Source organism: Streptomyces sp. DSM 40750, from assembly GCF_024612035.1.
Taxonomy (GTDB): domain Bacteria; phylum Actinomycetota; class Actinomycetes; order Streptomycetales; family Streptomycetaceae; genus Streptomyces.
Window position 1 is genome coordinate 5,613,464 of the sequence record NZ_CP102513.1, and the last position, 24,103, is coordinate 5,637,566.

Annotated in this window: 21 protein-coding genes, 3 tRNA genes and 1 other RNA gene; 7 read left to right on the forward strand and 18 right to left on the reverse strand. The window is 71.8% G+C overall.

Translation table 11 applies throughout. From position 1 onward, the window contains the following. The first annotated feature begins 56 nt into the window (after positions 1-56). The 6 genes from JIX55_RS25085 to JIX55_RS25110 all read left to right on the forward strand — a co-directional run bounded on the left by JIX55_RS25085 (position 57) and on the right by JIX55_RS25110 (position 4,244). Positions 57-129: transfer RNA gene (locus JIX55_RS25085), tRNA-Gly, on the forward strand. A gap of 135 nt (positions 130-264) precedes the next feature. Beyond that, a complete protein-coding gene (locus JIX55_RS25090) occupies positions 265-1,284 on the forward strand; it encodes an ABC transporter ATP-binding protein (RefSeq protein ID WP_257565541.1) in 1,020 nt (339 codons plus the stop codon). Further along, positions 1,281-2,105: an ABC transporter permease gene (locus JIX55_RS25095; protein ID WP_257565542.1), complete on the forward strand. Its 825-nt coding sequence runs from the start codon at positions 1,281-1,283 to the stop codon at positions 2,103-2,105. The genes JIX55_RS25090 and JIX55_RS25095 overlap by 4 nt, the downstream gene beginning before the upstream one ends. A 13-nt stretch (positions 2,106-2,118) precedes the next feature. After that, complete coding sequence (locus JIX55_RS25100; protein WP_257565543.1) at positions 2,119-3,504, forward strand: sensor histidine kinase; 1,386 nt, start codon at positions 2,119-2,121, stop codon at positions 3,502-3,504. A gap of 41 nt (positions 3,505-3,545) precedes the next feature. After that, on the forward strand, positions 3,546-4,148 hold the full coding sequence (locus JIX55_RS25105; RefSeq protein ID WP_257569473.1) for a response regulator transcription factor: 603 nt from the start codon (positions 3,546-3,548) through the stop codon (positions 4,146-4,148). 23 nt (positions 4,149-4,171) lie between these two features. After that, a tRNA-Gly gene (locus tag JIX55_RS25110) sits at positions 4,172-4,244 on the forward strand. A 68-nt stretch (positions 4,245-4,312) separates the two neighbouring features. Here JIX55_RS25110 and JIX55_RS25115 read toward each other — a convergent pair. From JIX55_RS25115 to ffs, 6 genes are all read right to left on the reverse strand, one after another. Beyond that, on the reverse strand, positions 4,313-5,212 hold the full coding sequence (locus JIX55_RS25115; protein WP_257565544.1) for a phosphoribosylaminoimidazolesuccinocarboxamide synthase: 900 nt from the start codon (positions 5,210-5,212) through the stop codon (positions 4,313-4,315). An 85-nt stretch (positions 5,213-5,297) separates the two neighbouring features. Beyond that, on the reverse strand, positions 5,298-6,827 hold the full coding sequence (locus JIX55_RS25120) for a N,N-dimethylformamidase beta subunit family domain-containing protein (protein WP_257565545.1): 1,530 nt from the start codon (positions 6,825-6,827) through the stop codon (positions 5,298-5,300). Positions 6,828-7,645: 818 nt separating this feature from the next. After that, entirely contained in the window at positions 7,646-9,862 is a 2,217-nt protein-coding gene (locus tag JIX55_RS25125) for a hypothetical protein (RefSeq protein WP_257569474.1), read from the reverse strand. Between the two features lie 731 nt (positions 9,863-10,593). Then, positions 10,594-11,850 carry a phosphoribosylamine--glycine ligase gene (gene purD, locus JIX55_RS25130; protein WP_257565546.1) on the reverse strand — a complete coding sequence of 419 codons (1,257 nt, stop codon included), beginning with the start codon at positions 11,848-11,850 and terminating at the stop codon, positions 10,594-10,596. 451 nt (positions 11,851-12,301) lie between these two features. Continuing rightward, positions 12,302-14,767 (reverse strand): DNA polymerase III subunit gamma and tau, encoded by a 2,466-nt coding sequence (locus JIX55_RS25135; protein WP_257565547.1) that lies wholly within the window; start codon positions 14,765-14,767, stop codon positions 12,302-12,304. Between the two features lie 215 nt (positions 14,768-14,982). Continuing rightward, positions 14,983-15,079: signal recognition particle sRNA small type (ffs, locus tag JIX55_RS25140), an RNA gene on the reverse strand. Between the two features lie 118 nt (positions 15,080-15,197). Here ffs and JIX55_RS25145 point away from each other — a divergent pair. After that, positions 15,198-15,285: transfer RNA gene (locus tag JIX55_RS25145), tRNA-Ser, on the forward strand. A gap of 79 nt (positions 15,286-15,364) precedes the next feature. Here JIX55_RS25145 and JIX55_RS25150 read toward each other — a convergent pair. The 12 genes from JIX55_RS25150 to JIX55_RS25205 form a co-directional block, all read right to left on the reverse strand. Then, positions 15,365-16,603 carry a tyrosine-type recombinase/integrase gene (locus tag JIX55_RS25150; RefSeq protein ID WP_257565548.1) on the reverse strand — a complete coding sequence of 413 codons (1,239 nt, stop codon included), beginning with the start codon at positions 16,601-16,603 and terminating at the stop codon, positions 15,365-15,367. Positions 16,604-16,613: 10 nt separating this feature from the next. Beyond that, the gene (locus JIX55_RS25155) at positions 16,614-16,847 is read right to left on the reverse strand and encodes an excisionase family DNA-binding protein (protein ID WP_257565549.1); all 234 of its coding nucleotides are present in this window, start codon (positions 16,845-16,847) and stop codon (positions 16,614-16,616) included. Next, positions 16,840-18,192 carry a replication initiator gene (locus JIX55_RS25160; protein WP_257565550.1) on the reverse strand — a complete coding sequence of 451 codons (1,353 nt, stop codon included), beginning with the start codon at positions 18,190-18,192 and terminating at the stop codon, positions 16,840-16,842. The genes JIX55_RS25155 and JIX55_RS25160 overlap by 8 nt, the downstream gene beginning before the upstream one ends. A gap of 101 nt (positions 18,193-18,293) precedes the next feature. Continuing rightward, positions 18,294-18,602, reverse strand: a complete 309-nt coding sequence (locus JIX55_RS25165; RefSeq protein ID WP_257565551.1) for a SpdD-like protein — start codon at positions 18,600-18,602, stop codon at positions 18,294-18,296. Between the two features lie 20 nt (positions 18,603-18,622). Beyond that, positions 18,623-18,778, reverse strand: a complete 156-nt coding sequence (locus JIX55_RS25170; protein ID WP_005476066.1) for a hypothetical protein — start codon at positions 18,776-18,778, stop codon at positions 18,623-18,625. Positions 18,779-18,794: 16 nt separating this feature from the next. Further along, positions 18,795-18,974, reverse strand: a complete 180-nt coding sequence (locus JIX55_RS25175; RefSeq protein WP_257565552.1) for a mobile element transfer protein — start codon at positions 18,972-18,974, stop codon at positions 18,795-18,797. Positions 18,975-18,988: 14 nt separating this feature from the next. Continuing rightward, entirely contained in the window at positions 18,989-19,738 is a 750-nt protein-coding gene (locus JIX55_RS25180; protein ID WP_257569475.1) for a DUF2637 domain-containing protein, read from the reverse strand. A 5-nt stretch (positions 19,739-19,743) separates the two neighbouring features. After that, complete coding sequence (locus JIX55_RS25185; protein ID WP_257565553.1) at positions 19,744-20,226, reverse strand: hypothetical protein; 483 nt, start codon at positions 20,224-20,226, stop codon at positions 19,744-19,746. An 83-nt stretch (positions 20,227-20,309) separates the two neighbouring features. Then, complete coding sequence (locus JIX55_RS25190) at positions 20,310-21,641, reverse strand: FtsK/SpoIIIE domain-containing protein (protein WP_257569476.1); 1,332 nt, start codon at positions 21,639-21,641, stop codon at positions 20,310-20,312. Positions 21,642-21,706: 65 nt separating this feature from the next. Beyond that, positions 21,707-22,054 carry an SCO3933 family regulatory protein gene (locus JIX55_RS25195; protein WP_257565554.1) on the reverse strand — a complete coding sequence of 116 codons (348 nt, stop codon included), beginning with the start codon at positions 22,052-22,054 and terminating at the stop codon, positions 21,707-21,709. Between the two features lie 199 nt (positions 22,055-22,253). Further along, a complete protein-coding gene (locus tag JIX55_RS25200; protein ID WP_257565555.1) occupies positions 22,254-23,075 on the reverse strand; it encodes a protein phosphatase 2C domain-containing protein in 822 nt (273 codons plus the stop codon). After that, positions 23,072-23,932 carry a sigma factor-like helix-turn-helix DNA-binding protein gene (locus JIX55_RS25205; RefSeq protein WP_257565556.1) on the reverse strand — a complete coding sequence of 287 codons (861 nt, stop codon included), beginning with the start codon at positions 23,930-23,932 and terminating at the stop codon, positions 23,072-23,074. Before JIX55_RS25205 ends, JIX55_RS25200 begins: the two co-directional genes overlap by 4 nt. Positions 23,933-24,103 lie beyond the last annotated feature (171 nt).

The following is a 24,103-nucleotide window of genomic DNA, read 5'->3' on the forward strand; positions in this document are numbered from 1 at the left end:
TGTGGATGAGGTAAAGTAGTCCTAGCGCCGATCGGTGAGAGCCGGTCGGAGGCAATGCGGACGTAGCTCAGTTGGTAGAGCGCAACCTTGCCAAGGTTGAGGTCGCCAGTTCGAACCTGGTCGTCCGCTCGTGAAAGAAGACCCCGGTCCACTGGACCGGGGTCTTCTTCATGTCCCCTGCCGTATCCCGCGTCTGACATTTGTCATGCCGAGTGATGACACCGCGCACTGCCGCACGGCCCGTGGCGCCGAGACGCTGAAGGCATGAAAACGAACGGGCACGAGGGCGTGAACACTCACGATCACGAGAACGTGATCGAGGTCACCGACCTGCGGCGCGTGTACGGGGGCGGTTTCGAGGCCGTGCGGGGGATCACGTTCTCCGTGGGCCGGGGAGAGCTCTTCGCGCTTCTGGGCACCAACGGCGCGGGCAAGACATCCACGGTCGAACTGCTGGAGGGGCTCTCGCCGCCGTCCGGCGGCCGGGTGCGGATCCTCGGGCACGACCCCCACCAGGAGCGCGCGGCCGTACGCCCCCGGATCGGCGTGATGCTGCAGGAGGGTGGCTTCCCCTCCGAGCTGACCGTCGCGGAGACGGTACGGATGTGGGCCGGCTGCACCAGCGGGGCGCGGCCCGTCGGGGAGGCGCTGGAGATCGTCGGCCTCGGGCGACGGGCCGGTGTACGGGTCAAGCAGTTGTCCGGCGGCGAGAAGCGGCGCCTCGACCTGGCGCTCGCGCTGCTCGGGCGGCCCGAGGTCCTCTTCCTGGACGAGCCGACGACCGGGCTCGACGCGGAGGGCCGCCAGGACACGTGGGAGCTGGTACGGGAGTTGCGCGACGGGGGTACGACCGTGCTGCTCACCACGCACTACCTGGAGGAGGCGGAGGACCTGGCCGACCGGCTCGCCATCCTCCACGAGGGGAGCGTCGCCGCGACCGGAACCCCGGCCGAGGTGACCGCCTCCCAGCCGTCCCGCATCTCCTTCGAGCTGCCCGCCGGGTACTTCCTGGGCGACCTGCCGCCGCTCGGCGAGCTGGGCATCACCGGGCACGAGGAGGACGGGCGCGCGGTGGTGCTGCGCACGAAAGAACTCCAGCGGGCGGCCACCGGGCTGCTGCTGTGGGCCGAGCGGGCGCGGGTCGAACTGGGACGCCTCGAGGTGCGGTCGGCCTCGCTGGAGGAGGCCTTCCTGCGCATCGCGCGGGAGACGGCGGCGGCATCTCGTGCGGGCACGGAGTCCCGTACGGGCACGGAAGCGCGTAAGGACGGGGTGGCGGCATGAGCACGACCACGAGTACGGCGGCCGGGGCGAGTGCGGCACCGGGCGTCGGGGCCGGGACGACGACGCTCAAGGGCCGGATGGCCACCCTCGCCCGCGCCGAGCTCACGCTGTTGGGGCGCAGCCGGGCCACGCTGTTCACGGCGTTGCTCGTGCCGTTGCTGCTGCCGCTCAGTGTGCGGTCGGCGACGGACGAGATGGATCTGGAGAAGGCGGGGCTGAGCGTCGGGACCGTCATGCTCCCCGCCGCGATCGGCTTCTCGCTGCTCTTCGCGGTCTACGCCGCCCTGACCAACGTCTATGTCGTACGCCGCGAGGAACTCGTCCTGAAGCGGCTGCGGACCGGTGAGCTTCGCGACCCGGAGATCCTGGTCGGGGCGTCGTTGCCGGCCGTCGGCATCGGGCTCACCCAGTGCGTGCTTCTGGCGATCGGCTGCACGGTCCTGCTCGACGTCGGGGCGCCGCCCGCGCCCCACCTGGCCGTGCTGGGCGTGCTGTTGGGCGTCGTCATGTGCGTGGCGCTGGCGGCGGTCACCGCGAGCTTCAGCCGTACCGCCGAGAGCGCGCAGGTGACGAGCGTGCCGGTGATGTTCGTGTCGCTGCTCGGATCGGGCATCACCGTGCCGCTCGAAGTGCTGCCCGACCGCGTGGCATCCGTGTGCGAACTTCTGCCGCTCAGCCCCGTCATCACGCTGGTACGCGGCGGCTGGACCGGCGACCTGACCGCGTACGACACCCTGGGCGCCGTCGCCACCGCGCTGGCCTGGACCGTGCTCGCGGTGTTTGCTGTACGACGGTGGTTCCGCTGGGAACCGCGCCGATGAGGGGAGTTGGGCCATGCGGGGGCCGGGAGCCTGGTGGCGGGGGAAGAGCACACCGGCCAAGGTGGAGACGTATACGCGGTGGTCGTTCCACTCGTTCCCGTTGATCGAGGTCGGCGGGTTCGGGATACCGCTCTTCGGCCAGTTGCCGCTGGGATCCGCCGGTTGGTACTTCGCGCTGGTGTGCGTGCACGCGGCTCTCTCCTCGGTCGCGGTCTCCCGGTCGCTCGACTGGGTGCGCGGCGGCCGCGAGCAGCCCGTACGCCTGCTCTGGACGCTCGGGATCGCCACCGCGCTGGTCGGAGTCGTGGCGGTCGTCCTGGCCCACAGCGCGTCCCTCGACGACGAGGCCAGGACGGCACTGGGCGGGATATTCGGAGGCGTGCTGATCTTCGGTGTCGGCATCATCGCGCTCGGCATACGCAGCCGACGCCGGCTGCTGTCAGTGATCTTGGCTTTCGTCGGGGGCAGCGGGGCCTTGGCCCTCGCCGTCGGGGCCGACAGGACCGACATCCTGGCCACGCTGGTGGCGACGCTGTTCGGCACCACCTTCCTCTCCTTCACCTCCGTCTTCTCCGTCTGGCTTCTCAAGGCCGTCTACGAACTCGACGCCGCCCGCGAGACCCGCGCCCGGCTCGCCGTCGCCGAGGAGCGGCTCCGGTTCGGGCGCGATCTGCACGACGTGATCGGCCGCAACCTCGCGGTCATCGCTCTGAAGAGCGAGCTGGCCGTCCAACTGGCCCGCCGGGAGCGCCCCGAGGCCGTCGAGCAGATGATCGAGGTCCAGCGGATCGCGCAGGAGTCGCAGCGCGAGGTGCGGGAGGTCGTACGGGGGTATCGCGAGGCCGACCTCGGAGTCGAACTCACCGGTGCGCGGGGTGTGTTGGAGGCGGCCGGCATCGACTGCTCGGTCGGCGGGACGGACACCGCCGGGCTGCCCGGCGAGGTGCAGTCCGCGCTCGCCTGGGTGGTGCGGGAAGGGACGACGAACGTGCTGCGGCACGGGAACGCCGGGCAGTGCTCGGTGATGTTGAAGGTGGCGGAGGGGGAAGTGGTGCTGACCGTGGAGAACGACGGGATACGGGCGGACGGGGACGGAGAGGGGGCCGGGGACGCCGGGCGCTCCATAGGCGCCGGGTCCGGGCTCGCCGGGCTGCGGGAGCGGCTGGCGGTCGTGGACGGGACGCTGGAGGCGGGGCCGGTGGGCGGGGACGCGTTCCGGGTGGTGGCGCGCGTGCCGCTGACCTCGGAGGGCTCGGCGTGCGCGGCGGGCTCGGGCAAGGCTTCGGGATCGGGATCGGGATCGGGATCGGGATCGGGCAAGGCTGCGGGATCGGGCTCGGCTTCGGGGGGCGCGTCGGCGGCGGTCGGCTCGGCGGTTGTACGTGGGGGCGCGGCGTGACGGCCGTACGGGCGGAGGCAGCGGCGGGGGCGGGGCGGCCCGTGCGGCTGTTGCTCGCCGACGACGAGCACCTGATCCGGGGGGCGCTGGCCGCGTTGCTGACGCTGGAGGACGACCTGGTGGTGGTCGCGGAGGCGGCGAGCGGGCCGGAGGCGCTGGCGATGGCGCTGGCGCACGAGCCGGATGTGGCGGTGCTGGACCTGCAGATGCCGGGGGCGGACGGTGTGAAGGTCGCCACATCCCTGCGGTCCGAACTGCCCGGCTGCCGGGTGCTGATCGTGACCGGGCACGGGCGGCCGGGGCATCTGAAGCGGGCGCTTGAGGCAGGTGTGCGCGGGTTCGTCCCCAAGACCGTCAGCGCGCAGCGGCTCGCGGAGATCATCCGGACCGTGCACGCGGGGAACCGTTATGTGGACCCGGAGTTGGCGGCCGACGCGATTTCCTCCGGGGACTCGCCGCTGACCGCGCGGGAGGCCGAGGTGCTCGAATTCGCCGCCGACGGGGCGCCCGTCGCGGAGATCGCAGAACGGGCCGCGCTGTCCCAGGGAACCGTACGGAACTATCTGTCCTCGGCCGTCTCCAAACTCGGCGTGGAGAACCGCCACGCGGCGGTGCGGTTCGCACGGAAGCGAGGTTGGGTATAGTTGGCCTCGCGCCACGGCGCAGCGCGGACGTAGCTCAGTTGGTAGAGCGCAACCTTGCCAAGGTTGAGGTCGCCAGTTCGAACCTGGTCGTCCGCTCTTGAAAGAAAGCATGTGAAAGAAGGCCCCGGTCCATCGGATCGGGGCCTTCTTCGTGTTCCACGCCGTTACGACCAGCTCGTTCCGGTCAGGCGCTCGTACGCTTCCACGTATTTGGCGCGAGTCGCGGCGACGATCTCCTCCGGCAGCGGCGGCGGGGGCTGCTCGCTCTTGCGGTCCCAGCCGGAGGCCTCCGAGGTCAGCCAGTCGCGGACGAACTGCTTGTCGAAGGACGGCTGGGCGCGGCCCGGCTCCCACAGGTCGGCCGGCCAGAAGCGAGAGGAGTCCGGGGTGAGGACCTCGTCGGCGAGGACGAGGGTGTCGCCCTCGTAGCCGAACTCGAACTTGGTGTCGGCCAGGATGATGCCGCGGTCACGGGCGATGTCCCGGGCGCGGCTGTACACGGCGAGGGTCGTCTGGCGCAGCTGGGCGGCGGTCTCCGCGCCGACCTGGCGGGCGACCTCCTCGTACGACACGTTCTCGTCGTGCTCGCCGACGGCGGCCTTGGTGGCCGGGGTGAAGATCGGCGCCGGCAGCTCCGAGCCGTCGACCAGGCCCTCCGGGAGGGCGAGACCGCAGACCGTACGGGTCTGCTCGTACTCGGCGAGGCCGGAGCCGGTGAGGTAGCCGCGGGCCACCGCCTCCACCGGGACCATCCTGAGCGACTTGCAGACGAGGGTGCGGCCCGCCCAGTCGGCGGGGGCGCCCGGCGGGAGTTCGGTGCTCAGGATGTGGTTCGTGGCCAGGTCGGCGAGCTGGTCGAACCACCAGAGGGACAGCTGCGTGAGGACACGCCCCTTGTCGGGGATCTCCGTCGGCAGCACCCAGTCGAACGCGGACGTTCGGTCGCTGGCGACCATCACGAGGTCGCCCGCCTCGTTCTGGTACAGCTCGCGCACCTTGCCGGTGTGCAGATGCACCAGGCCCGGAACCTGAAGAGGCTCGGGCTTTTCTACGAATCCGGACACGGTTCCTCCCCGTGGTGATGTCCAAGTGGCTCGATTGTCCCGTATCGGGACGACCGGTCTCGGCCAGGGGTTGGGGTGTGTGCGCTCAGTCTCGTTTGCAGATGCGGTCCAGAAGGTTTGCTGTGGCTCGCTGGATGCGCGTGTCGACGTGGCCCGGACGGTCCAGGGCCGGGGACCAGGCGAACGTTCCGGATGCGAAGACCCAGGCGCCGGAGGGGGCCCGGTAGAGGGAAGTCTCCTGGTGGCGGACGATGTCGCCGGCGTCCCGGTACGGGGAGTGGGCGAGGAGTATGCGGCCCTGGTGCTCGGGGAGCGGGGTGCGCGGGAAGTAGCGGTCGGCCTCGCCCGCGACCATGCCTTCCAGCTCGTCGTTCTCGTGGGCGCCGGTCGCGTCCCAGAGCCAGTGGTCGGCGTTGCGCACGACCAGGGGGTGGGGCTCGGGCACCCGGCCCTCGTACTGGATGCCCATCAGCTGCTGCTCGGGACGGTCGATTTCGCGCCACAGCGCGGGTTTCCCGGGGCCCTGGCGTTTTCGGCAGGTGAGGAGGCGGTCGGGGACACCTGACGGGGACGGGTTCAGCTCCACCTGCCAGTACATGGTGTTGGAGGAGAGGAAGACCAGCGAGGTGCCGGTGTCGCGGGCGAGCTCGGTGGTGCGGCGCATCCGCGGCGACCAGTACTCGTCGTGGCCCGGGAAGACCAGGCCCCGGTAGCGGGACGGGTCGACGCGGCCGGAGTGCAGGTCGCGGGCGTCCGCGTAGGCGAGGTCGTAGCCGTAGCGCTCGGCCCAGCGGATGAAGTCGTAGGCGTGGCCGACATGGAGGGGGAGGCCTGCGCCGGCGTACGGGCGGTCGAAGGAGACGGTCGTCGCCGCGTCGGACTCGCCGAGCAGTCGGCCTTTCTCGTCCCAGGCGTGGTAGAGGCTGGCGCCCGTGCGGCCGTCCTCCGGGTACAGGTTGTACGCCTGCCAGGTGATGTCCGGCAGCAGGAGCAGCAGGTCGGCCTGGCAGTCGTCGCGGATGGTGAACGGCACGTGGGAGCGGTAGCCGTCGGCGGTGGTGAGGACGGCCACGTACGCGCCGACGTTCCAGTAGCTCGGGATCTGCAGCCGCCAGGAGAGCCACCAGTGGTGGCAGGAGACCGTGCGGTCGGCGGTGAGGGGCGGCGGCTGGACGATGCCGGAGAGGCGGGGGCTGGTGGTGATCTTCGCCGCGCCGTCGCCGCTGTAGTGGCCGATGCGGTAGATGTCGACGCCGAATTCCTGGGGCGGGTCCACGGTGATGTGGAAGTCGATGGACTCGCCGGGGGCGGCGGCGCCGGTCGCCGTGAACCCCTTGATCTGCCGGTTCACGTCGTCGGCGGAGCGCGGGCCCGGCGGGGTGCGGGGGGCGGGGACGCGGGCGCGGGTGCCGGTGTGGGTGCGGGTGCCTGTGGCGGGTGCTTCGGGCTCCTGCGGGGCCGGGTCCACGTACCAGGGGACCACTTGGCCGGTGTCGTCGAAGTACGTCACATTGCCCCGCAGCCAGGGGACCGGCCCCTGGCCGAAGGGGTCCGTCACGGCGTGGGCGAGGGCGCCCGATTCCCAACGGCGGATGTGGTGGTGCTCCGAGCCCATGAGTTCTCCCCTCCCTCGTCCCCCCGCGAGCTGTCGCAAGCCCTTGCTACGCAAGCGATCGGTCCCAGCACATCACATTACGCACGCGCTCCGTCACCGTTCGTCGCGAATTGATGGGAGTGGAACGGTGGGCTCCGGATGGGGAGTTGGGGAGCGGGGGTGGGTGGGGGCCGGGATTGGGCGGTCGGGGAGTTGGGTTTGGGCGGTCGGGGGGCCGGGATTGGCGGTCCGGGGGGCGGGTTTGGGTGGTTGTGGCTGGTCGCGGGGTGGTGAGGGGTGGTGAGGGAGCGTGGTGGGTGGTGTGGGTGGTCGGTGGGGATGGCCGCGTGAAGGGGCGGCGTGGGTGGCCGGTGAGGTTGGCGGCGTGAAGGGGCGGCGTGGGTGGCCGGTGAGGTTGGCGGCGTGAAGGGGCGGCGTGGGTGGCCGGTGAGGTTGGCGGCGTGAAGGGGCGGCGTGGGTGGCCGGTGAGGTTGGCGGCGTGAAGGGGCGGCGTGGGTGGCCGGTGAGGTTGGCGGCGTGAAGGGGCGGCGTGGGTGGCCGGTGAGGTTGGCGGCGTGAAGGGGCGGCGTGGGTGGCCGGTGAGGTTGGCGGCGTGAAGGGGCGGCGTGGGTGGCCGGTGAGGTTGGCGGCGTGAAGGGACGGCGTGGGTGGCCGGTGAGGTTGGCGGCGTGAAGGGACGGCGTGGGTGGCCGGTGGGGATGCCGCGTGGGGCTCGCCGCGTGGCTGGCCGGTGGGGATGGCCGCGTGGCGCTGGCGGCGTGGTGGGCTGCGGTGGGCTGCGGTGGGCTGCGGTGGATTGAGGTCCTGGTCGGTCTTGGTCAGACCAGGCGGACCGGTTTCTCCGGGCGGACGCCGAGGCGGCGGAGCCAGTCGCGGAGGGGGGCGGGGTCGCCGTCCTCCACAAGGGTGAGGACCCGGGGGGTGAGGTCGGCTGCCCGTTCGCCGTTGACGAGGAGGGAGGGGCCGTCCAGCCAGTCGAGGCCCGGGGTGGCGCCCGCCGTGTCCATCGCCGCGCAGCAGACCATCGCGGTGACGTGCTCCGCCAGCAGCTCGCGGCCCGTACGGGGCGGCTGCATCGGGAACAGAGGCAGCAGCCCGTCGTCCCACAGGGCCCGGTCCGGCCCTTGCGCTTCGGCTCCGCCGGGCGAGGTGGGTACGGCCGCCGGGGCCGCCGCCTCCTCCCGCGCCAACTCGGCGGTCAGAGCGGCGGCGAGGGCGGAGGACTGGGCGTTGGCGATGCTGGGTTCGTCCTCGTCGTCGGCGGCGTGACCTTCGGGGTCGGCCGGGTCGGCGGGGTGACCTTCGGCGTCGGCGTCACGACGGGGTATGTGGTGCCGGTCTGGTTCGTGGGCGGGGTTGTGGTCGTGGGCATGGGCGGCTTCGGGGTGCGGCTCGCGGTCGTGGGTGGCCTCGGCCTCCGGCTCGCGCTCGGCGGCAGCATCAGGGTTCGGGGCTCGCTCGGCTGCTTCAGGGCGCGGCTCGCGCCCGCCGACGGCTCCGGCTTCCGGGGCACGGTCATCGGCGGCGTCAGTTTCCACCTCGCGCCCGTCGGCGGCTCGGGCATCCCGCTCACGCTCGTCGGCGACTTCCGCGTCCGGCTTTCGCCCATCGGCGGCCTCGGGGGCGTGGGCAGGGGTGGTGGGTGAGGCTGTCAGGTGGTCCAGCACCCGGGACAGGGTGGGGCCGCCGGGGGCCGGGCCGGTCGGGTCCGTACCTGTGCTGCCCGTTGTGTGGCGGACGCCCAGCGCGTCGAGGACGCGGTGGAGGCGGGACGCGTCGGTGCGCCATTTGCGGTCGACGACCTCGTCCGGGTACTCCTGCCAGCCGACCGGGGCCCAGTCGGGGCCGGACTCGGCGGGGCCGCCGTGGAAGAGACGGGCGGCGAGGAGGGACGCGGCCTCGTCTATGGTGCCGGGCTCTTCCAGGAGGTCGCAGGCGGGGCGCTCGCCGAGCCGGGAGGCGAAGCCCTCAGCGAGGCGGTCACGGCGGGACAGCTCCGTGAGCGCGGCGACGACACCCGCGTCCAGGCGGGACGGCCAGCGGCCCATTCGCCAGGCGGGCAGCGCCACCCGGGTGAGGAGGCGATCCCAGCCCGCGTAGGCCAGGCCGACCTGCTCCTGGGCGACGATCCGCAGACCGTAGTCCACAGTCTGTGCACGCTCGGCCGCCGCGGCGGCGACCCCGCGCTCCATCTCGGCCGCGTGCCCCCGGCAGCTGCGCAGGAGCAGCCGGGTCACCCAGCCGACACCGGCCAGCACGGTCCGGACGAGCGGACCGCGCGTCGGTACGGAGCTGACGGCCACGGCGGCGTCCAGCCCGCGCACGAAACGGCGGGCCGCGGCTATGTCCGGGTGCGCCGACGGTCCCGTACCCGCGACGACCGGTGCCAGCACCGCCCGTAGCTCACCGACCCGCATCCACCACAGGAACGGCGAACCGATGACGAGCACCGGGGCGGTAGGCGCGCGGTGCCGCCCGGGCGAGGACAGTCCGGACGGCAGCCCGGGCGCCGATCCGCGTGCGCCCGCCATCTCGTCGGCCCTGTCACCGGTGCCGCCGGTGCCACCGCTGACACCACTGGCGCCTCTGTCGGCTTCGGGGATCGAGGAGGGGGCGGGCGGCGCGTGGGACGGGTGGGTGCGGTCCTCCAGCCAGCTGTCGCAGTCCGGGGTGAGCGCTATCGCGGAGGGCGGCGGGACGTCGAGGCGGTCGGCCAGGTCCCGGACCAGGCGGTAGAGATCGGGCGCGGCCTCCTCGGTGATCGAGACCGTGGGACTCACGGCGGGCCGGGCGCGGGCGACGACGAGCGCGATACCGACGGCGGCGAGCAGCACGACGGCGGCAAGGCCGGACACGACCCAGCTCGCCGCGGACCAGCCGGCGCCGATCAGACGGCCGGTGGACCCGCCGACCAGCAGGACGACGGCGACGGCCGCGGGCAGCACCGCCACGGCCAGGGCCCTGCTGCGGACGCGCAGCACGGCGAGGGCCCGGGAACGCGCGGCCTGCGCGCCCGCCTCCTCACCACCTGCCATACCGGTCACGACCCGACGTCACCCCCTGCTGTCCCGTGCGGCGCCCACCGCGACGACTGCTCGTCACCGTGGTCGCCGCCGAATGCCCTGACGTTGCTCACTCCCCCACTGTGGCACCCGCCACTGACATCGCAATGCCGGTGGGCCAAGTGCCGGAACACTTGCGCCGCACCCTAGTTGGGGCCTTGGCCGCCGTCAGCCGGATGGACCATCGCTCACTCGATGGAATGGCTTTGGGGAGAGGTGAATGACGCTGGGCAAGGATCGGGCCCCGGATTCCGACGGTTTTTCCAGAGGTGGCTGGAGGTCTCCGAGGGATTCCGGGGCCCGGGGTTCGTACCCGTTGATGATGATTCGCAAGCGGATGTCGCGAAGGGGACGGAAGGGGACCAACGGAAGGGTGCGGAGCGGCGCGGAAGGGCGCGGGTGTGCGACCGGGGCGACGGCCTGCCGATGGCACCCCGATCGGCCGCCGTCTGCCGGTCGGGGCGGGTTTGAGACTGTCGGTCCGTGCACCTGGCCGACGGCTCGGCGGCCGTCAGCCAGTACGCGTGTCGATCCGGCGGCCGTCAGCCAGCGCGCGCGTCGATGCGGTGACCCTCAGCCAGCGCGCGCGTCGAACCTGTGCCCCTCAGCCAGCGCGCGCGTCGAACCTGTGCCCCTCAGCCAGCGCGCGTGTCGAACCTGTGCCCCTCAGCCAGCGCGCGTGTCGAACCGGTGACCGTCACCGGTCATGAGGCCTCGGCTGCCGCCTTCGCCGCGATGTCCGAGCGGTGCTGGGAGCCGTCGAGGTTGATGCGGGCGACGGCGGTGTACGCCCGGTCGCGGGCCTGGGTGAGGTCCTTGCCGGTGGCCGTGATCGAGAGGACGCGGCCGCCGGCGCTGACGACTTCGTCGCCGACGCGCTTGGTGCCGGCGTGCAGGACGTACGCGTGCGGGGCGTCCACGGCGGCGACCTCGTCGAGGCCGGTGATGGGGTCACCGGTGCGCGGGGTGCCGGGGTAGTTGTGTGAGGCCACGACCACGGTGACGGCCGCGTCGTCGCTCCAGCGGAGGGGTTCGAGGTCGGCGAGGGTGCCGTTCGCGGCGGCGAGCAGGACACCTGCCAGCGGGGTCTTGAGGCGGGCGAGGACGACCTGGGTCTCCGGGTCACCGAACCGCGCGTTGAACTCGATCACCCGTACGCCTCGGCTGGTGATCGCCAGACCCGCGTAGAGCAGGCCGGAGAACGGGGTGTCACGGCGCCGCATCTCGTCGACAGTCGGCTGCAGCACGGTCTGCAGGACCTCGTCGACCAGCTTCGGGTCGGCCCACGGGAGCGGTGAGTACGCGCCCATGCCGCCGGTGTTGGGGCCCTCGTCGCTGTCCAGAGCACGCTTGAAGTCCTGCGCGGGCTGGAGCGGGAGGACGGTCACACCGTCGGTGATCGCGAAGAGGGAGACCTCGGGGCCGTCCAGGAACTCCTCGATGACGACCCGGCCACAGGCGAGCGAGTGCTCACGGGCCTGGGCGAGGTCCGAGGTCACGACGACTCCCTTGCCGGCCGCGAGCCCGTCGTCCTTCACGACGTACGGCGCACCGAACGCGTCCAGGGCCTCGTCGATCTCCTCGGCGGTGGTGCAGACGTACGACCGCGCGGTGGGTACGCCGGCGCCGGCCATGACCTCCTTGGCGAAGGCCTTGGAGCCCTCCAGTTGCGCGGCCTCCCCGGAGGGGCCGAACACCGGAATGCCCGCCCCGCGCACCGCGTCGGCGACACCGGCGACCAGTGGGGCCTCCGGCCCCACGACCACCAAGTCGGCCTCCAGCCGGGTGGCCAGCGCGGCCACCGCGGCGCCGTCCAGCGCGTCGACCGAGTGCAGCTCGGCCACCTCCGCGATGCCGGCGTTGCCGGGCGCGCAGTGAAGTGCGGTGACATCGGGGTCGAGGGACAGCGAACGGCACAGCGCGTGCTCACGAGCACCGGTACCAATGACGAGGACCTTCACGGGGTCAGCCTAACCGGAGGGGACGGGGGGCTTTGTGGGGGCTTCCGAAGAGTGGGATGGCGGAGGTTTGTCGGATCGTACGAAGGAGGAAGGAGGTGGGGGCAGGAGGAGGGTGCCGTCGCCCGAGGTCTTCCAGACCGCCGGGTGCCCGGGGCTCGGTGTGCGGCGTTGAGCGGCTGTACAGGCGGGTGGCGGCCGGGGGCAGGGCGGAGGGGGGAAGTCGCAGAGGGGTGCGGTTCAGCGGGGCAGGCCAGCGGGCCGAAGCCGCAGATGGTGCGGGCCTCGCGGCGCGGTCGCATAAGGGCGCGGGCCGCCGGAGGGCGGGTCGGTGGCGGAGTGGGGGCCGGTGGGCCGGTGCGGCCGGTGGGGCATGGGCGTCGCGCATCGTCAGCTGCCGGACGTGGCGCGAGCCTCGCGGCATGCCCCGCTCGCTGCTCGCCCTCTACTCGTTCTACTCGTTCGCGATCTCCTCCACCACCGTCGCCCCCAGTTCCCGCACGATCAGTTCATGGCCGGAGAGGGCGGACTCGTCGAGGTCGGGGTCGTCGTCCTCGGGGGTGTCGTCCTCGGGGGAGACAGGTGGGGGTTCGGGGGCCGGGGGCGTTGCGGCGGCGGGCGGGGCAGCCGAAGACGGCTGGTGGGACGCGGTCGGACCCGGGGATGCCGGGCGGGGTGCCGGAGCCGAGGCCTGGGGCGCGGAGGGACGGGACGCTGGGGCCGGGGAACCGCCGTAGCCGCCACCCGCGCCGCCACCGCCGCCTCCGTATCCGCCACCGCCGTAGCCACCGGCGGCCGGAGCGGGAGACCCGTAACCGCCGGGGGCGCCCGGCGGAGGGGACGAGCCGCCCGAGGTGTCGATGACCGCCTCGATCTTCCAGTGCACGTTGAACTGCTCGGCCAGCGCCGCCCGCAGTACGTCCTCGCTGCCGCTGCTCGCGAAGTTGTCCCGCGCGCCCGCGTTGACGAAGCCGATCTGCAGGGTCGTGCCGTCGAACCCGGCCACGTGCGCGTTCTGGCTGAGCAGGATCCAGGTGAACCGGCGGCGGTTCTTCACCGTCTCCAGGATGTTCGGCCAGAGCATGCGGGGGTCTGGGCCGCCGGGGGCAGGGTTGTAGGCGGCGGGTGCCTGGGGCGCCGACGGGGAGCCTGACTGGGCATACGTGGCGGGCGGGCCCGATGGGGCGGGCGCGGAGGACTGGGGCGGAGCGGTCGGGCCAGGGGCGGATCCACCACCGGCGGGCGCGGCCGTCGGCCACCCGCCGGGCCGCCGTCCACTGCCCGCGGCGGCCGGGGTGGGCCAGGAGCCGGGGGCAGAGCCGGCAGGGGTGGGGGCAGCCGGCGTGGAGGCGGGCGCGTGGGGACTGGCGTTCGCGGGAGCGGCAGGTGCGGCCGGAGCCCCGGTCGCAGCGGCCGGCGCGATCGGCGCGGCCTCCTGAGGGGCGGCCGGAGCCACCCCGGCAGGGCCACCCCCAGCCGGACCCGCCTGGCCGCCGACGACGCCCCCGGCACCGTACGCATCCGAACCCGCGCCCGGACCCCCACCGGGACCCGGCGCGGCACCACCAGGCGCACCCGGCGCCCCAGCCGCCCCCCGGACCGCGGCCCGAGCCGCCGCCGCCCCGCCCCCCGGCGGAACCTGCTGAGCCAGCGGAGTCGGCGAGGCCTGCGGAGCCGTGCCCATGGGCGCGCCCGCTCCCCCATGTACGTCGGGGCCAGGCACGTAGCCCATCGCGGGCCCGGCGGCCGCGCCGGAGAAGTTCACCCCGCGCTCCAGGCGGTCCAGGCGGGCCATGACGGACCGCTCGTCGCCGTAGGTCGCGGGGAGGAGTACACGGGCGCAGATCAGTTCGAGCTGGAGGCGGGGGGAGTTGGCGCCGCGCATCTCGGTGAGGCCCTCGTTGACGAGGTCGGCGGCGCGGCTGAGCTCGGCGGCGCCGAAGACTCCGGCCTGGGCCCGCATCCGCTCCAGTACCTCGGCGGGCGCGTCGATGAGGCCCTTGTCGATGGCGTCGGGCACGGCGGCCAGGATCACCAGGTCCCGCAGCCGCTCCAGCAGGTCGGCGACGAACCGCCGCGGGTCGTTGCCGCCCTCGATGACCCGGTCGACGACCTCGAAGGCCGCGGCCCCGTCCCCCGAGGCGAAGGCCTCGACGACCGAGTCGAGCAACGACCCGTCCGTATAGCCGAGCAGCGACGTGGCCATGGCATACGTCACACCCTCGTCCGTCGCGCCCGCCAGCAGCTGGTCCATGACGGACATCGAGTCACGCACGGAGCCGGCCCCGGCGCGCACGACCAGCGGCAGGACGCCCTCCTCGACCGGGATCTTCTCCTTGCCGCACACCTCGCCGAGGTACTCCCGCAGCGTGCCGGGCGGGACGAGCCGGAACGGATAGTGGTGCGTACGCGAACGGATCGTCCCGATGACCTTCTCGGGCTCGGTGGTCGCGAAGATGAACTTGAGGTGCTCCGGCGGCTCCTCGACCACCTTCAGCAGCGCGTTGAATCCGGCCGACGTGACCATGTGGGCCTCGTCGATGATGTAGATCTTGTACCGGCTGCCCGCGGGCCCGAAGAAGGCCTTCTCCCGCAGGTCACGGGCGTCGTCCACACCACCGTGCGAGGCCGCGTCGATCTCGATGACGTCGATCGAACCCGGCCCGTTCCGCGCCAGGTCCTGGCAGGACTGGCACTCCCCGCAGGGAGTCGGTGTGGGTCCCTGTTCGCAGTTCAGACACCGCGCCAGGATCCGCGCGCTCGTCGTCTTGCCACAGCCACGCGGCCCGCTGAACAGGTACGCGTGATTGACCCGGTTGTTCCGCAGCGCCTGCTGCAGCGGGTCGGTGACATGCTCCTGCCCAATGACCTCGGCGAACGACTCCGGGCGATAGCGGCGGTACAGCGCGAGAGACGACACGCCTACGAGGTTATAGGCGCCCACTGACAACGCGGACCGCCGCGGACCGCCGCGGAACAAGGGCTGAACCCGAACCGGCACCAGAGCACGGTTCCCACCGAACAAAAGCCAACGTTCCGGGTCGCGGTCATCGGGAGCAACGACGGCAACAGGGTGGCGGGATCAGAAACGGCCCCGGCGATCATGAAGATGGCCATGGGCGCGGGCTCCGGGACAGCGAAGACCCCTCACGCACCCGCCAGAGCCAACCTACCCTTGCTGCCTTCCGGCCCTGGGGGAGTTCAGTCAGATAGCGCCGCGTGAGGGGCTGGCCCCAGCCTACCCGATCCCCGGGGGGCGCCGACCCGCCTCCCCGCCCTCCCTCCCACCTTGATCACCCGACCTCGAACGAGTTCGCAAGCACCCTCCGCCGTCATGTAATGTTCCTGGCGGAGGATTCGCCTAGAGGCCTAGGGCGCACGCTTGGAAAGCGTGTTGGGGGCAACCCCTCACGAGTTCGAATCTCGTATCCTCCGCCAGTGCCTCACCGGGCACGATGTCGAAGGGCCCCACCGTTCGCGGTGAGGCCCTTCGTCGTGCTCCGTCTCAGTTTCCGTCTCAGTTCGTTTTCGGGAGCTCCCACAGAGCGTCGCCGACTTGCTGCGCGACCTTGCGGAGCATGGTCCCCGTCACGTGCATGTACCGGGCGCGCATCCGGGCCGCTCCCCCGGGCTCCCAACCCATGATCGAGTCGATCACGACGTCAGGGACGCCGAGGATCAGGAGGACGGTCGCGGCGGTGTGGCGAGCGTCATGGAGACGGCCGTCCCGTACGCCCGCGTCCCGGAGAAGCCGCTTCCAGACGTGGAAGTCGGTGTTCGGGCTCAGCGGCCCGCCGACCGGCGAGGCGAAGACGTACCCCTTGCCCTCCCAGTCGGCACCGGCCCTGATCCGCTCCCGCTCCTGGGCTTCCTGGTGCTGGCGGAGAATCTTGATCAGCGGATCGGGCAGGCCGATGGTGCGCCGTCCCGCACGTGACTTGGTGGACTTGTGCTCGCGCCGGGTCTGCTCACGCTTGGGGCAGTAGCCCGCCTTCCGGCCGCACGGGTTGGCACCGCAGCCGTGCGCGTATTTCGGGCGCAGTCGGTTCTTACGGATACGGACGTACCCGGCGGCGAGGTCGACGTCTTCCCAGTGCAGCCCCAGCGCCTCACCCTGCCGGAGGCCGAGGGCCAGGGCGACGACCCAACGCGCGCTGTTGCGGAGCTTGGCCGCCTCGACGAGGAGGCTCTGAACCTCTTCGATCGTGTACGGCTCGATGTCCTCCTCTTCGAGGCGGGGAGCCTTGGCGATCTCGGCGGCGTTCGTGGCGACGTGCCCACGTCGGACGGCCTCACCAAGGGCAACCCGGATCGTCCGGTGAGCGTGGTGAGCGGTGCCGGCGGAGCTCCCGGACTCCTGCATCTTCCGGTAGAAGCGCTCCAGGTGCTCGGGCTCCAACTTGGCGAGCTTGTGAGCGCCCAGGCCGGGCACGAGGTGAACGCGTACGTCGACCTCGTACCCGTCGTACGTGTTCTCGGAGACGTACGGCTTGGCGATGTTCTCGACCCAGTGCTCAAGCCAGGCTTGGAGCGTCCAGCTCTGCCCCGGCTTCCTGAGCTTCTTGTCGTCCCGCGCCCGCTCCATCTCGCGGACGGCCTTGGTCACTTCGGCCTTGGTCTTGCGCTCGATGTGACGGCGGTCGGGCTTGCCGTCGTCGCGGACGCCGACCGTCACTCGGCCGTGCCACTTGCCGTCCTTGCCGAAGTAGATCGAGGAGGCCCCGTTGGGCTGACGGGTGCGGTTCTTCTCTGCCATGTCGTCCCCCTCAGGCCGCTTGGGCGGGTCGGTGGCGCAGCTTGGCCACGTAGGCCGGTACGGCGTCGGTGGGGACGCGGCGGAGCCGTCCGACCATGACGGACTCGATCTCTCCCGCGAGGACGAGCCGGAAGCACGTCGTACGGCCGATACGGAGTCGACGGGCCGCTTCCTCAACGGTCAGGAGAGCCAGGGAGGGGTCGAAGGGGTCCGTCGTGGCCAGGGTGAGGTGGCGCTCAGCCATGGGTCGGATCACCTTCCGTCTCGGGGGTTTCGTCGGGTTGGCGTGAGGCGGCGAACCAGGTCTCTGCGGCGGTCAGACCGGTCCCGGCGAATCGCCAGTGGGAGAGGACCAGGACGGTGTCCGGGTCGGGCAGCGGGTGGCCCGCTTCGGCGGCGCGGGCGCGGGTGAGGGCTTCGTTGTGGTCGGCGCGTTCCTGGCGGAGGGCGCCGAGGGTGACGGAGTAGGCGCGGGACTTGGTGGAGAAGTGGCCGCGGAAGCCGAGCATGTGGGCCCACTTGCGCAGGCGGAGGGCTTCGAGTTCCGGGCGGGCGCCGAGGTGCCAGCAGGTGAGGATCAGCTGTCGGGCGTGGTCGGTGACGCCGGAGCCGATCAGGTCGGTGATCGGGTTGCGGATGGGGCGGTCGAGGGTGCCGGCCGTCTCGGCGCCCTTGGTGGCGTACTTCGCGATGTACGCGGCGACGGCGCGGCTCGATAGCTCCGAGGTGCCCGCGAAGTCGGCCGAGCGGATGGGGCGGATGTCGAGCTGTTTGCCGAAGCGGAAGGTGTGGGGGCGTCCGTCGAGGACCGGGCCGGGAGTTTCGGCGAGGCGGGCCGCCGTGCGGATGGCATCGGTGAGGAGTTCTGTCGTGGCCCAGGGCGGTGGGGTGTCCTCGGCGCCTTCCGGGCCGTCGAGGCGGATCACGGCGTGGAAGTGGACGGCGCCGCGCCGCTGGTACTCGGCGACCTTGGCGTACGAGACCTTGAGCCTGTGGCGGAGTTCCGAGCGGGTGAGGCCCGCGCGGGAGGCGAGTTGCTGGCGCAGGTAGGTGGTGAAGCGGGCCCAGAGGGCACCTGCGTGCGCGTTCCACAGGACGGCGGCGCGGTAGTCGTACCGGTCAGGGTCGAGGGGGGTGCCCAGGGCGGGGTCGTCCTCGGGGTGAGCCCGGCCGCAGCGGCACCGGCCGCCGGTGGGGCGGTTGTGGACAGGGCCGAAGGAGGGGGCGGTGAAGGTGGCGAAGACGCGGGGGTGTTGGGCGACGGCCGGGCCGATGCCCTTGCCGCCGCTGAGTCCGGCCGTGACGAGGTGGAACGTGTCCTTGCGGTACACCTCGGCGCAGGCGGCGCACCGGGTGGCCCGGCGGTTGTTGCAGCGGATGAGGAGCTGTCCGGCCGGAAGGTCGGTGTCGGCGATCTCCCGGACGATCTCACCCGTGGCCGCATGGACGTCGAGCCGGTGGCCCTCCATCCGTACGGGCCGCTCGCAGCCGCCGAGGCGCTGGATCTGCCGGGCGTAGGCGCCAAGGTCGCCGTATCGGGCGAGGCTTGCTAGGTGGCGGATGGCTCCGAGGGGAGCCGGGGGACGCATGTGCGGGTTCCTCCTTGCAGGGGTTCAGGTGTGACGGACCCACCCCTTCTGTCCAGGGGGCTAGACAGTGTGGGTAGGGGTGGGCCCGTGGGCCTGTCGTGTCAGCGGTGGGTCAGGAGGGAGCGGATGACGACGGCGCACACTGCGACCGAGGCGGCCGTGACGGCGACGGCGAGGAGCATGGAGACAAGGACGGCGCCGACGACCAGGACCACGGCGGTACCGCCGCCGACGAGCGCGAGCGCGGTGCCGGGGGTGAGCTGGACGGCCAGCCGGGACGGCGCAGGAGTAGCCGGGACCGGTTGCGGAGTCGGGGCAGCCGGGGTGACGGCGCCGGTCGGCTCGGCGAGGACGGGCGGGGCAACCAGGCCGGTCGGCTGAGGCATGGTCGGGATTTTCGGCCGGAGCATGAGCGGGTCTCCTTTCGCGGTTACTTGACGAGGGAGTTGATGACGGGGGCCAAGAGGCTGTCGGCGATGAGGTAGCCGCCCAGGAGCAGCACGGTGATGAGCCACCAGGGCGGACGGATGAGCTTGACGCCCAGGACCCCGACGCAGAGCAGGGCGAGCCAGAGCGGAACGTCCATGGGGGTTGGTCTCCTGTCAGGCCGAGCAGCGGTGGGTGCGGGCGGCGAGTTCGGCGGCGGCGCGGGAGTCGTACTCGGCGGAGAAGTCGCAGCGGGGCGCGGTGCAGGCGGCCAGGTGGCGGTGCTTGCCGCGTTCGACGTAGGAGGCGACGTTCACGGGGCCGATACGGCGGACGTTGCGGAAGCGGCGGTGCATGGCGGGACTCCTTTTCAGAGGTGGGCGGCGACGGACGCGGTCATGGACGGAGGCAGGCCGAGCCGGGCGCGTACGGCATCGGGGTCGGCAGGGTGGCCGGTGGCCGAGTGGTGTTCGGCGGCCAGGGCCCGGACGCGATCGACGAGGGCGGGCGGGAGCGCGACGGCGGGTACGGGCGTCGGGGTCGGCTCGGGGGTGAGGTCGGTCACCGGTTCGGCGGTGGTGGCCGGTTCGCTGGTGGTGGGCTCAGGGGCGGGGTCGGGGACCGGGACTGTGGACGGTGCGGGGAGCGCGTTTCGGTCTGGCGCGTCGACGGCGGTCGGGGCGGAGTGCGGTTCGTCGTGCGGGCCGGTCGTCGACGGGGCCGGGGCCAGTGGCGGTTCCTGGGGGTTGTGGGGCGTGTGAGCGAGGAGCGTGCCTCCGAAGAAGGCGACGGCCGGCCAGCCCGCGACCACGACGCGGAGCCAGGCGGGGACGTGGTCCAGGTCGAGGAGCCCGGCGGTGGCGACGTTGGCGCCGAGGGAGGCGGCCAGGGCCACCAGGAACCACAGACGCGGCCCCCCGGCCCCCTGTCCCGCTCCCTGCGCCTGCCGCATCCGACGCCAGGCGGCGACCAGCAGCAGGTCGACACTGACGGGGTAGGCCCACGCCTTCCAGCCGCCCTGTCCGGCCGCAGAGGCGAGGTCGTGCAGGTGGGAGAAGGACAGTGCACCCGCGATGACGGCCTGGACAATCACGGCGTCGACCCGCAGGCGCTTGACCATGGCGGTCACCGGGCCAGGGGGCGGCCGTTGGCGGCGGTGACGGCCCGAAGGACGAGGTCGAGGTTGGCCGCATCAAGGCCGCTGACAGCGTCACCGAGCTGGACGGGGGCAGCGGTGTCGGCGAGTGACACGGCCAGGGCCAGGATGCGCAGCTCCCCGCCGGAAGCGGGCAGTTCCTTGGAGTCCAGGGCCTGGGCGACCTTGCGCCAGTCGATCCCGTACGGCTGCGGAAACGGGCCCGAGTAGTCGATGAGGAGCAGGCCGGGCCGCTCGGCCAGCCGCTTGATCCACATGCCGTGACCGATCAGGAGGCCGATCGCGGCCCGCAGGGCGGGGGAGCCGTCGGCGGTGGTCGTCAAGTTGGCGGCCAGCTCGGCGGCATCGACGATCACCGGATTGTCGTCGCTGTCGTACCACGGGCAGTCGCGTTCGTCGTGGTCGACGCCGGTTTCATCACCGTCGACGTCACCGCAATGCTCGCAGAACATGGGTTTCCTTCCGGTTTTTGGCATGGGAGGGGTAGGGATGTGGCGCGAGGCGGTCACGCCGACCGGGTAGGAGGGAGAGGCGGCTACTCGGTCACCGGTTGAGCGGTGGGCGCGGCAGCGGTCGAGGGAGGCGGCCCGCTTGACTCGACGGCGAGGGCGGGCCGGAATGAGTCGAGCCGGGGCAGGTGCGGTACCAGGGCGGCGGTGTCACGGCAGACGGCCGCCGCTTCGGCGAGGGTGAAGTGCGGCGCGCGGACGCGGGACCAGCCGCCGGAGGAGTCGCCGACGACGGCGATGCCGGGCCGCTCGGCCGGGATGGAGGTGGCGGCGATCGCCGCCTCTGGGGAGATGTCGGCGAGTGCCATGTTCGCCGAGGCTTCGTCGTTGACGCGGTGGCAGACGCGGCCGGTCAGCTGGGCGCGGAGCATGGTGGCGCCCTTGCCGAGTTCGGAGCCGAAGCGCTGCCCGCACACCTCCAGGTAGATGCCGGCCGCACGCCCGAGTTGGGCGAGGCGAATGAGCTTGGTGACCATGGCGTCTCGCCGTTTCTCGTCGTCGTGGCTCGCGGCGAGGAACAGTTCCGCCACCTCGTCGACGACAACAACGATCGGCACCGGCCGCACGGCTTCGGGCAGTCCCCACACGTCCGAGGTGAGCACGGGATCCGGACCGGCACCGCTCGCGGCGCCGCTTCGGAGTCCGATGAGCCGGAACCGTGCCTCCATCTCATCCAGCAGCACGTCGAGGAGTTCGTCAGCCCGATCGGACGTGTCGGCGAGCGCCGACAACCGGGGCGCGAACGGCGCCAGTTCGACACCCCATTTGCAGTCGATGCCGACGAGGACGACCGACTGCCGGGCCAGGCCGCACAGCAGGTTGCGCAGGTAGACGGACTTGCCGGACTGCGTGGCGCCGAGGATCAGTTCGTGCGGCACGGTGCGGAAGTCCCGTACGTGCCACTCGCCGTCTTCCCGAAGTGCCAGCGGCAGGCAGAGGGGACCGGACGCCGACCGACGCCGGACGGGCCTCACTTCGGCGAGCACATCCCAGCCGACCAGCCGCAGTTCGAGCCGCCCCGGCTTTGTAGGACGGACGTACACGGCATGGACACCCCAGGCATGCCGTAGCCGGTCGGCGGAGGCCATGAAGTCCTCGGGAGCCTGCCCGGCCGCCATGCGCAGCCTCATCACGAGACCGGACCCGGTCGGCAGCGGGAACGACCGCCGAGGCGGTACGGGCGCAGCCTGCCGCCCGACCATCCGGGCAGTGGCCCGACGGATGGCCGAGGCCGGGACCGTCAGGCCGCAAGCGTCCATCGTGTCCCGGTACGAGACGAGCACCCGCAGCACGGCGACCGGATACCCGATGACCCACCAGAACAGGACCGGCATGCGACGGCGCACCACCAACAGCATGCCCAGGACCAGCAGGACCGGCAGCAGAATCGACAGCGGAACCCGGAAGTCGTCGGTCACGGCGATCAACCCTGAACCGGAGCCGGAGCGTTGACCATGACGGCATCGGCCCGGTAGGCGATGCCGTGCCGGGCACGCCCGCCGAACTCGCTCTCCCAGGGCCGGGCGATCAGACCGGACAGGATGACCGGGGCGCCCATGATCAGACCTTCACCGATGCCCTGCTCGGGAACGGTCACCTTGATCATGTCCGAGCCACCGGCCGCGATGAACACCAGCTCCAGGGTCATGAGCCGCTGATTGGTCACCGGGTCAACGGCGACCTCACCGGTCTGCCGGTCCCTCACCTTGACCTCCGGCAGCTTGGTGACGAGCAGAGTCGCGGCCGAGGTGTCCACGGGGATAACACGCATTGTCTGAACCTCACTTGGTTGTGTGCGCCGCTCACGCTGAGCGCCGCGATCTGAACTGGATACCCCCCTAGACAGCATGAAGGGGAGTCACCTCCCAACTGTCTAGGGGGGTGTACGGCTAAGGTAACCGCCAACCCTTGAACTGTCTAGGGGGGTATACGAGAAGTCGCGACCTCACTGCTCGCGTGAGCGGATTACGTCAGTCCAGCGCCCAGTGAAGGGCGGTCGCGTCGTCGCGAGCCTTCCCGCGCGGCCAGCGTCGGCCCTCAGGGTCGCCGGCCTCAGCTTCACGTACACAGCGGATCAGCTCATCTGGCCCCGAGGAGTCGAGGACGGACAGCACCTCTTGCCAGTCGGCGAGTTCGAACCGGTCGACGAGTCTCGTCGCGCCATCGCTCAGCAGCGTCACGGACGCCAGCGAATCCAGCGGTACGGCCCCCGTCAGGGAGTGTTCGGCCGCCCGCGGATCGGGACCGGCGATCCAGAAGCCGCCCGGCCGGTTACGGAGCCCGGTCAGGGCATCCCGGTACCCGGCGAGCGCGGCCGTGTGTTCCGGTGAGCCGGTGGGCAGTTGGTCGACGGGCCCGCGCAGCCGCTTGCCGACCTCGTCCAGGCGCCGGTCGGTGACCACGGTCGTACGGCCGTCCTGGTCGGCCAGCAGCAGGGAGGAGTCACCTAGGACGAGGTATTCCAGCACTCCCCCGCCGATCCGCGCCGCAACGACCGTACTGGTCGGGCTGGCCCGGTACGCGAGGTCGCAACTGTCCTCGTGCAGGGACCGGACGAGGCCGATCGAGTCGGCCAGGCAGTCAACGAGCGGCTGAGCGGGATGTGCGGTGATGCTGCGCAGGAGCAGGCTGCCCAGAGTTCCGGAGAACCAGGCGACGCCATGCGTACAGCCCGTCTCGGCCCCACCCACGCCGGCGCCGTCGAGGACAACAGCCGCACCGGGAGCGGCAGCGGCGAAGTCCTCGTTCTCGCGGTCGTTCTCGGCGGGCAGCGTGGCGAGGGTGAACCTCACCCCGTCGCCTCCGTCGCCTCTTCGTCGTGCCGGTAGAGCGGGCAGAGCAGTTCGGCGGACTGCGGTTCGCTGGTCTCCGGGTCGTACTCGACCCCGACCAGGGTGGAGAACCGGCGGTCACCGATCTGGCCCCACAGGGTGTTGAGGTCGTTGGCGAGCAGCTGCACGACGCCGAGGGAGCCTTGCGTGTGGATACCGGCGATGGCGAGGAGCGACCCGTTACCGTCCGGGCGCGGCAGCCGGCCGAGGTATCCGACGTCGTACGGCCGAGCCGGGTCGCCGTCCTGACCCGACCGGTACACGGTGCCGGTACGTCGGTCCACCACCGTCCAGGGCCCGTCTTCCGCGCGCTCCCAGCTCAGAACGGGATCTTGCGCGTAGGTGTCCCACATCTCCTGGGACATGCGCGGCCCACAGACGACGACGAGGCCGTCTCGGTTGAGGTCGATCCCACCGCCGACCGACACATGCTCCGAGGTGACGTCGAGTCCGTACGTCCGCGCGAGGTCTTCCAGCCGCTTGCCGGAGCTGACGTCGTCCATGGCGACGACCGTTCGCCCGCCCTCGTCATCACGGCGCAGGGGAGTGGCGACGACGACGGAGCCCCGGCCGAGGAAGGCCCCTTCCGGCGCCGGGCCGGTGTGCCGGATCTGGTGAATGCGCCCGCGGCTCAGGCCCGCCTTCTCGGCGATCTGCGCGTACGACAGCCCTTGCGCGTGCAGGTCCTGAACCACCCGTCGACGGAGGCGAGCCAGTTCGGTCACCTCCTGCTGTGCATCGGCCAACCGGGTCGTGACCTCGCGCAACAGCCGGTACGGATCATCGATCGCCATGATCCGCTGCAACTCGTCCGACATGACCTCACCTCCTAGCACTAACCAGGAGTCTAGGGCCCTAGACGGAATGGGCGGGAGACGGCGTCCCGTACTTACGCCGATCACGTAGAAGCGCGACCGCCTGCCGGGCACACCCCGAGGGCTCACCCGCCACCGCCCACAAGGCGACCAGAGACGGCCGTCGAGGCAGAC

Coding starts and splice junctions, on each gene's coding strand:
- JIX55_RS25090 (WP_257565541.1), top strand. CDS start 265: ATGAAAACGAACGGGCACGAGGGCGTGAACACTCACGATCACGAGAAC.
- JIX55_RS25095 (WP_257565542.1), top strand. CDS start 1,281: ATGAGCACGACCACGAGTACGGCGGCCGGGGCGAGTGCGGCACCGGGC.
- JIX55_RS25100 (WP_257565543.1), top strand. CDS start 2,119: ATGCGGGGGCCGGGAGCCTGGTGGCGGGGGAAGAGCACACCGGCCAAG.
- JIX55_RS25120 (WP_257565545.1), bottom strand. CDS start 6,827: ATGGGCTCGGAGCACCACCACATCCGCCGTTGGGAATCGGGCGCCCTC.
- JIX55_RS25125 (WP_257569474.1), bottom strand. CDS start 9,862: ATGGCAGGTGGTGAGGAGGCGGGCGCGCAGGCCGCGCGTTCCCGGGCC.
- JIX55_RS25150 (WP_257565548.1), bottom strand. CDS start 16,603: ATGGCAGAGAAGAACCGCACCCGTCAGCCCAACGGGGCCTCCTCGATC.
- JIX55_RS25155 (WP_257565549.1), bottom strand. CDS start 16,847: ATGGCTGAGCGCCACCTCACCCTGGCCACGACGGACCCCTTCGACCCC.
- JIX55_RS25160 (WP_257565550.1), bottom strand. CDS start 18,192: ATGCGTCCCCCGGCTCCCCTCGGAGCCATCCGCCACCTAGCAAGCCTC.
- JIX55_RS25165 (WP_257565551.1), bottom strand. CDS start 18,602: ATGCTCCGGCCGAAAATCCCGACCATGCCTCAGCCGACCGGCCTGGTT.
- JIX55_RS25170 (WP_005476066.1), bottom strand. CDS start 18,778: ATGGACGTTCCGCTCTGGCTCGCCCTGCTCTGCGTCGGGGTCCTGGGC.
- JIX55_RS25175 (WP_257565552.1), bottom strand. CDS start 18,974: ATGCACCGCCGCTTCCGCAACGTCCGCCGTATCGGCCCCGTGAACGTC.
- JIX55_RS25180 (WP_257569475.1), bottom strand. CDS start 19,738: ATGGTCAAGCGCCTGCGGGTCGACGCCGTGATTGTCCAGGCCGTCATC.
- JIX55_RS25185 (WP_257565553.1), bottom strand. CDS start 20,226: ATGTTCTGCGAGCATTGCGGTGACGTCGACGGTGATGAAACCGGCGTC.
- JIX55_RS25190 (WP_257569476.1), bottom strand. CDS start 21,641: ATGCTGTTGGTGGTGCGCCGTCGCATGCCGGTCCTGTTCTGGTGGGTC.
- JIX55_RS25195 (WP_257565554.1), bottom strand. CDS start 22,054: ATGCGTGTTATCCCCGTGGACACCTCGGCCGCGACTCTGCTCGTCACC.
- JIX55_RS25205 (WP_257565556.1), bottom strand. CDS start 23,932: ATGTCGGACGAGTTGCAGCGGATCATGGCGATCGATGATCCGTACCGG.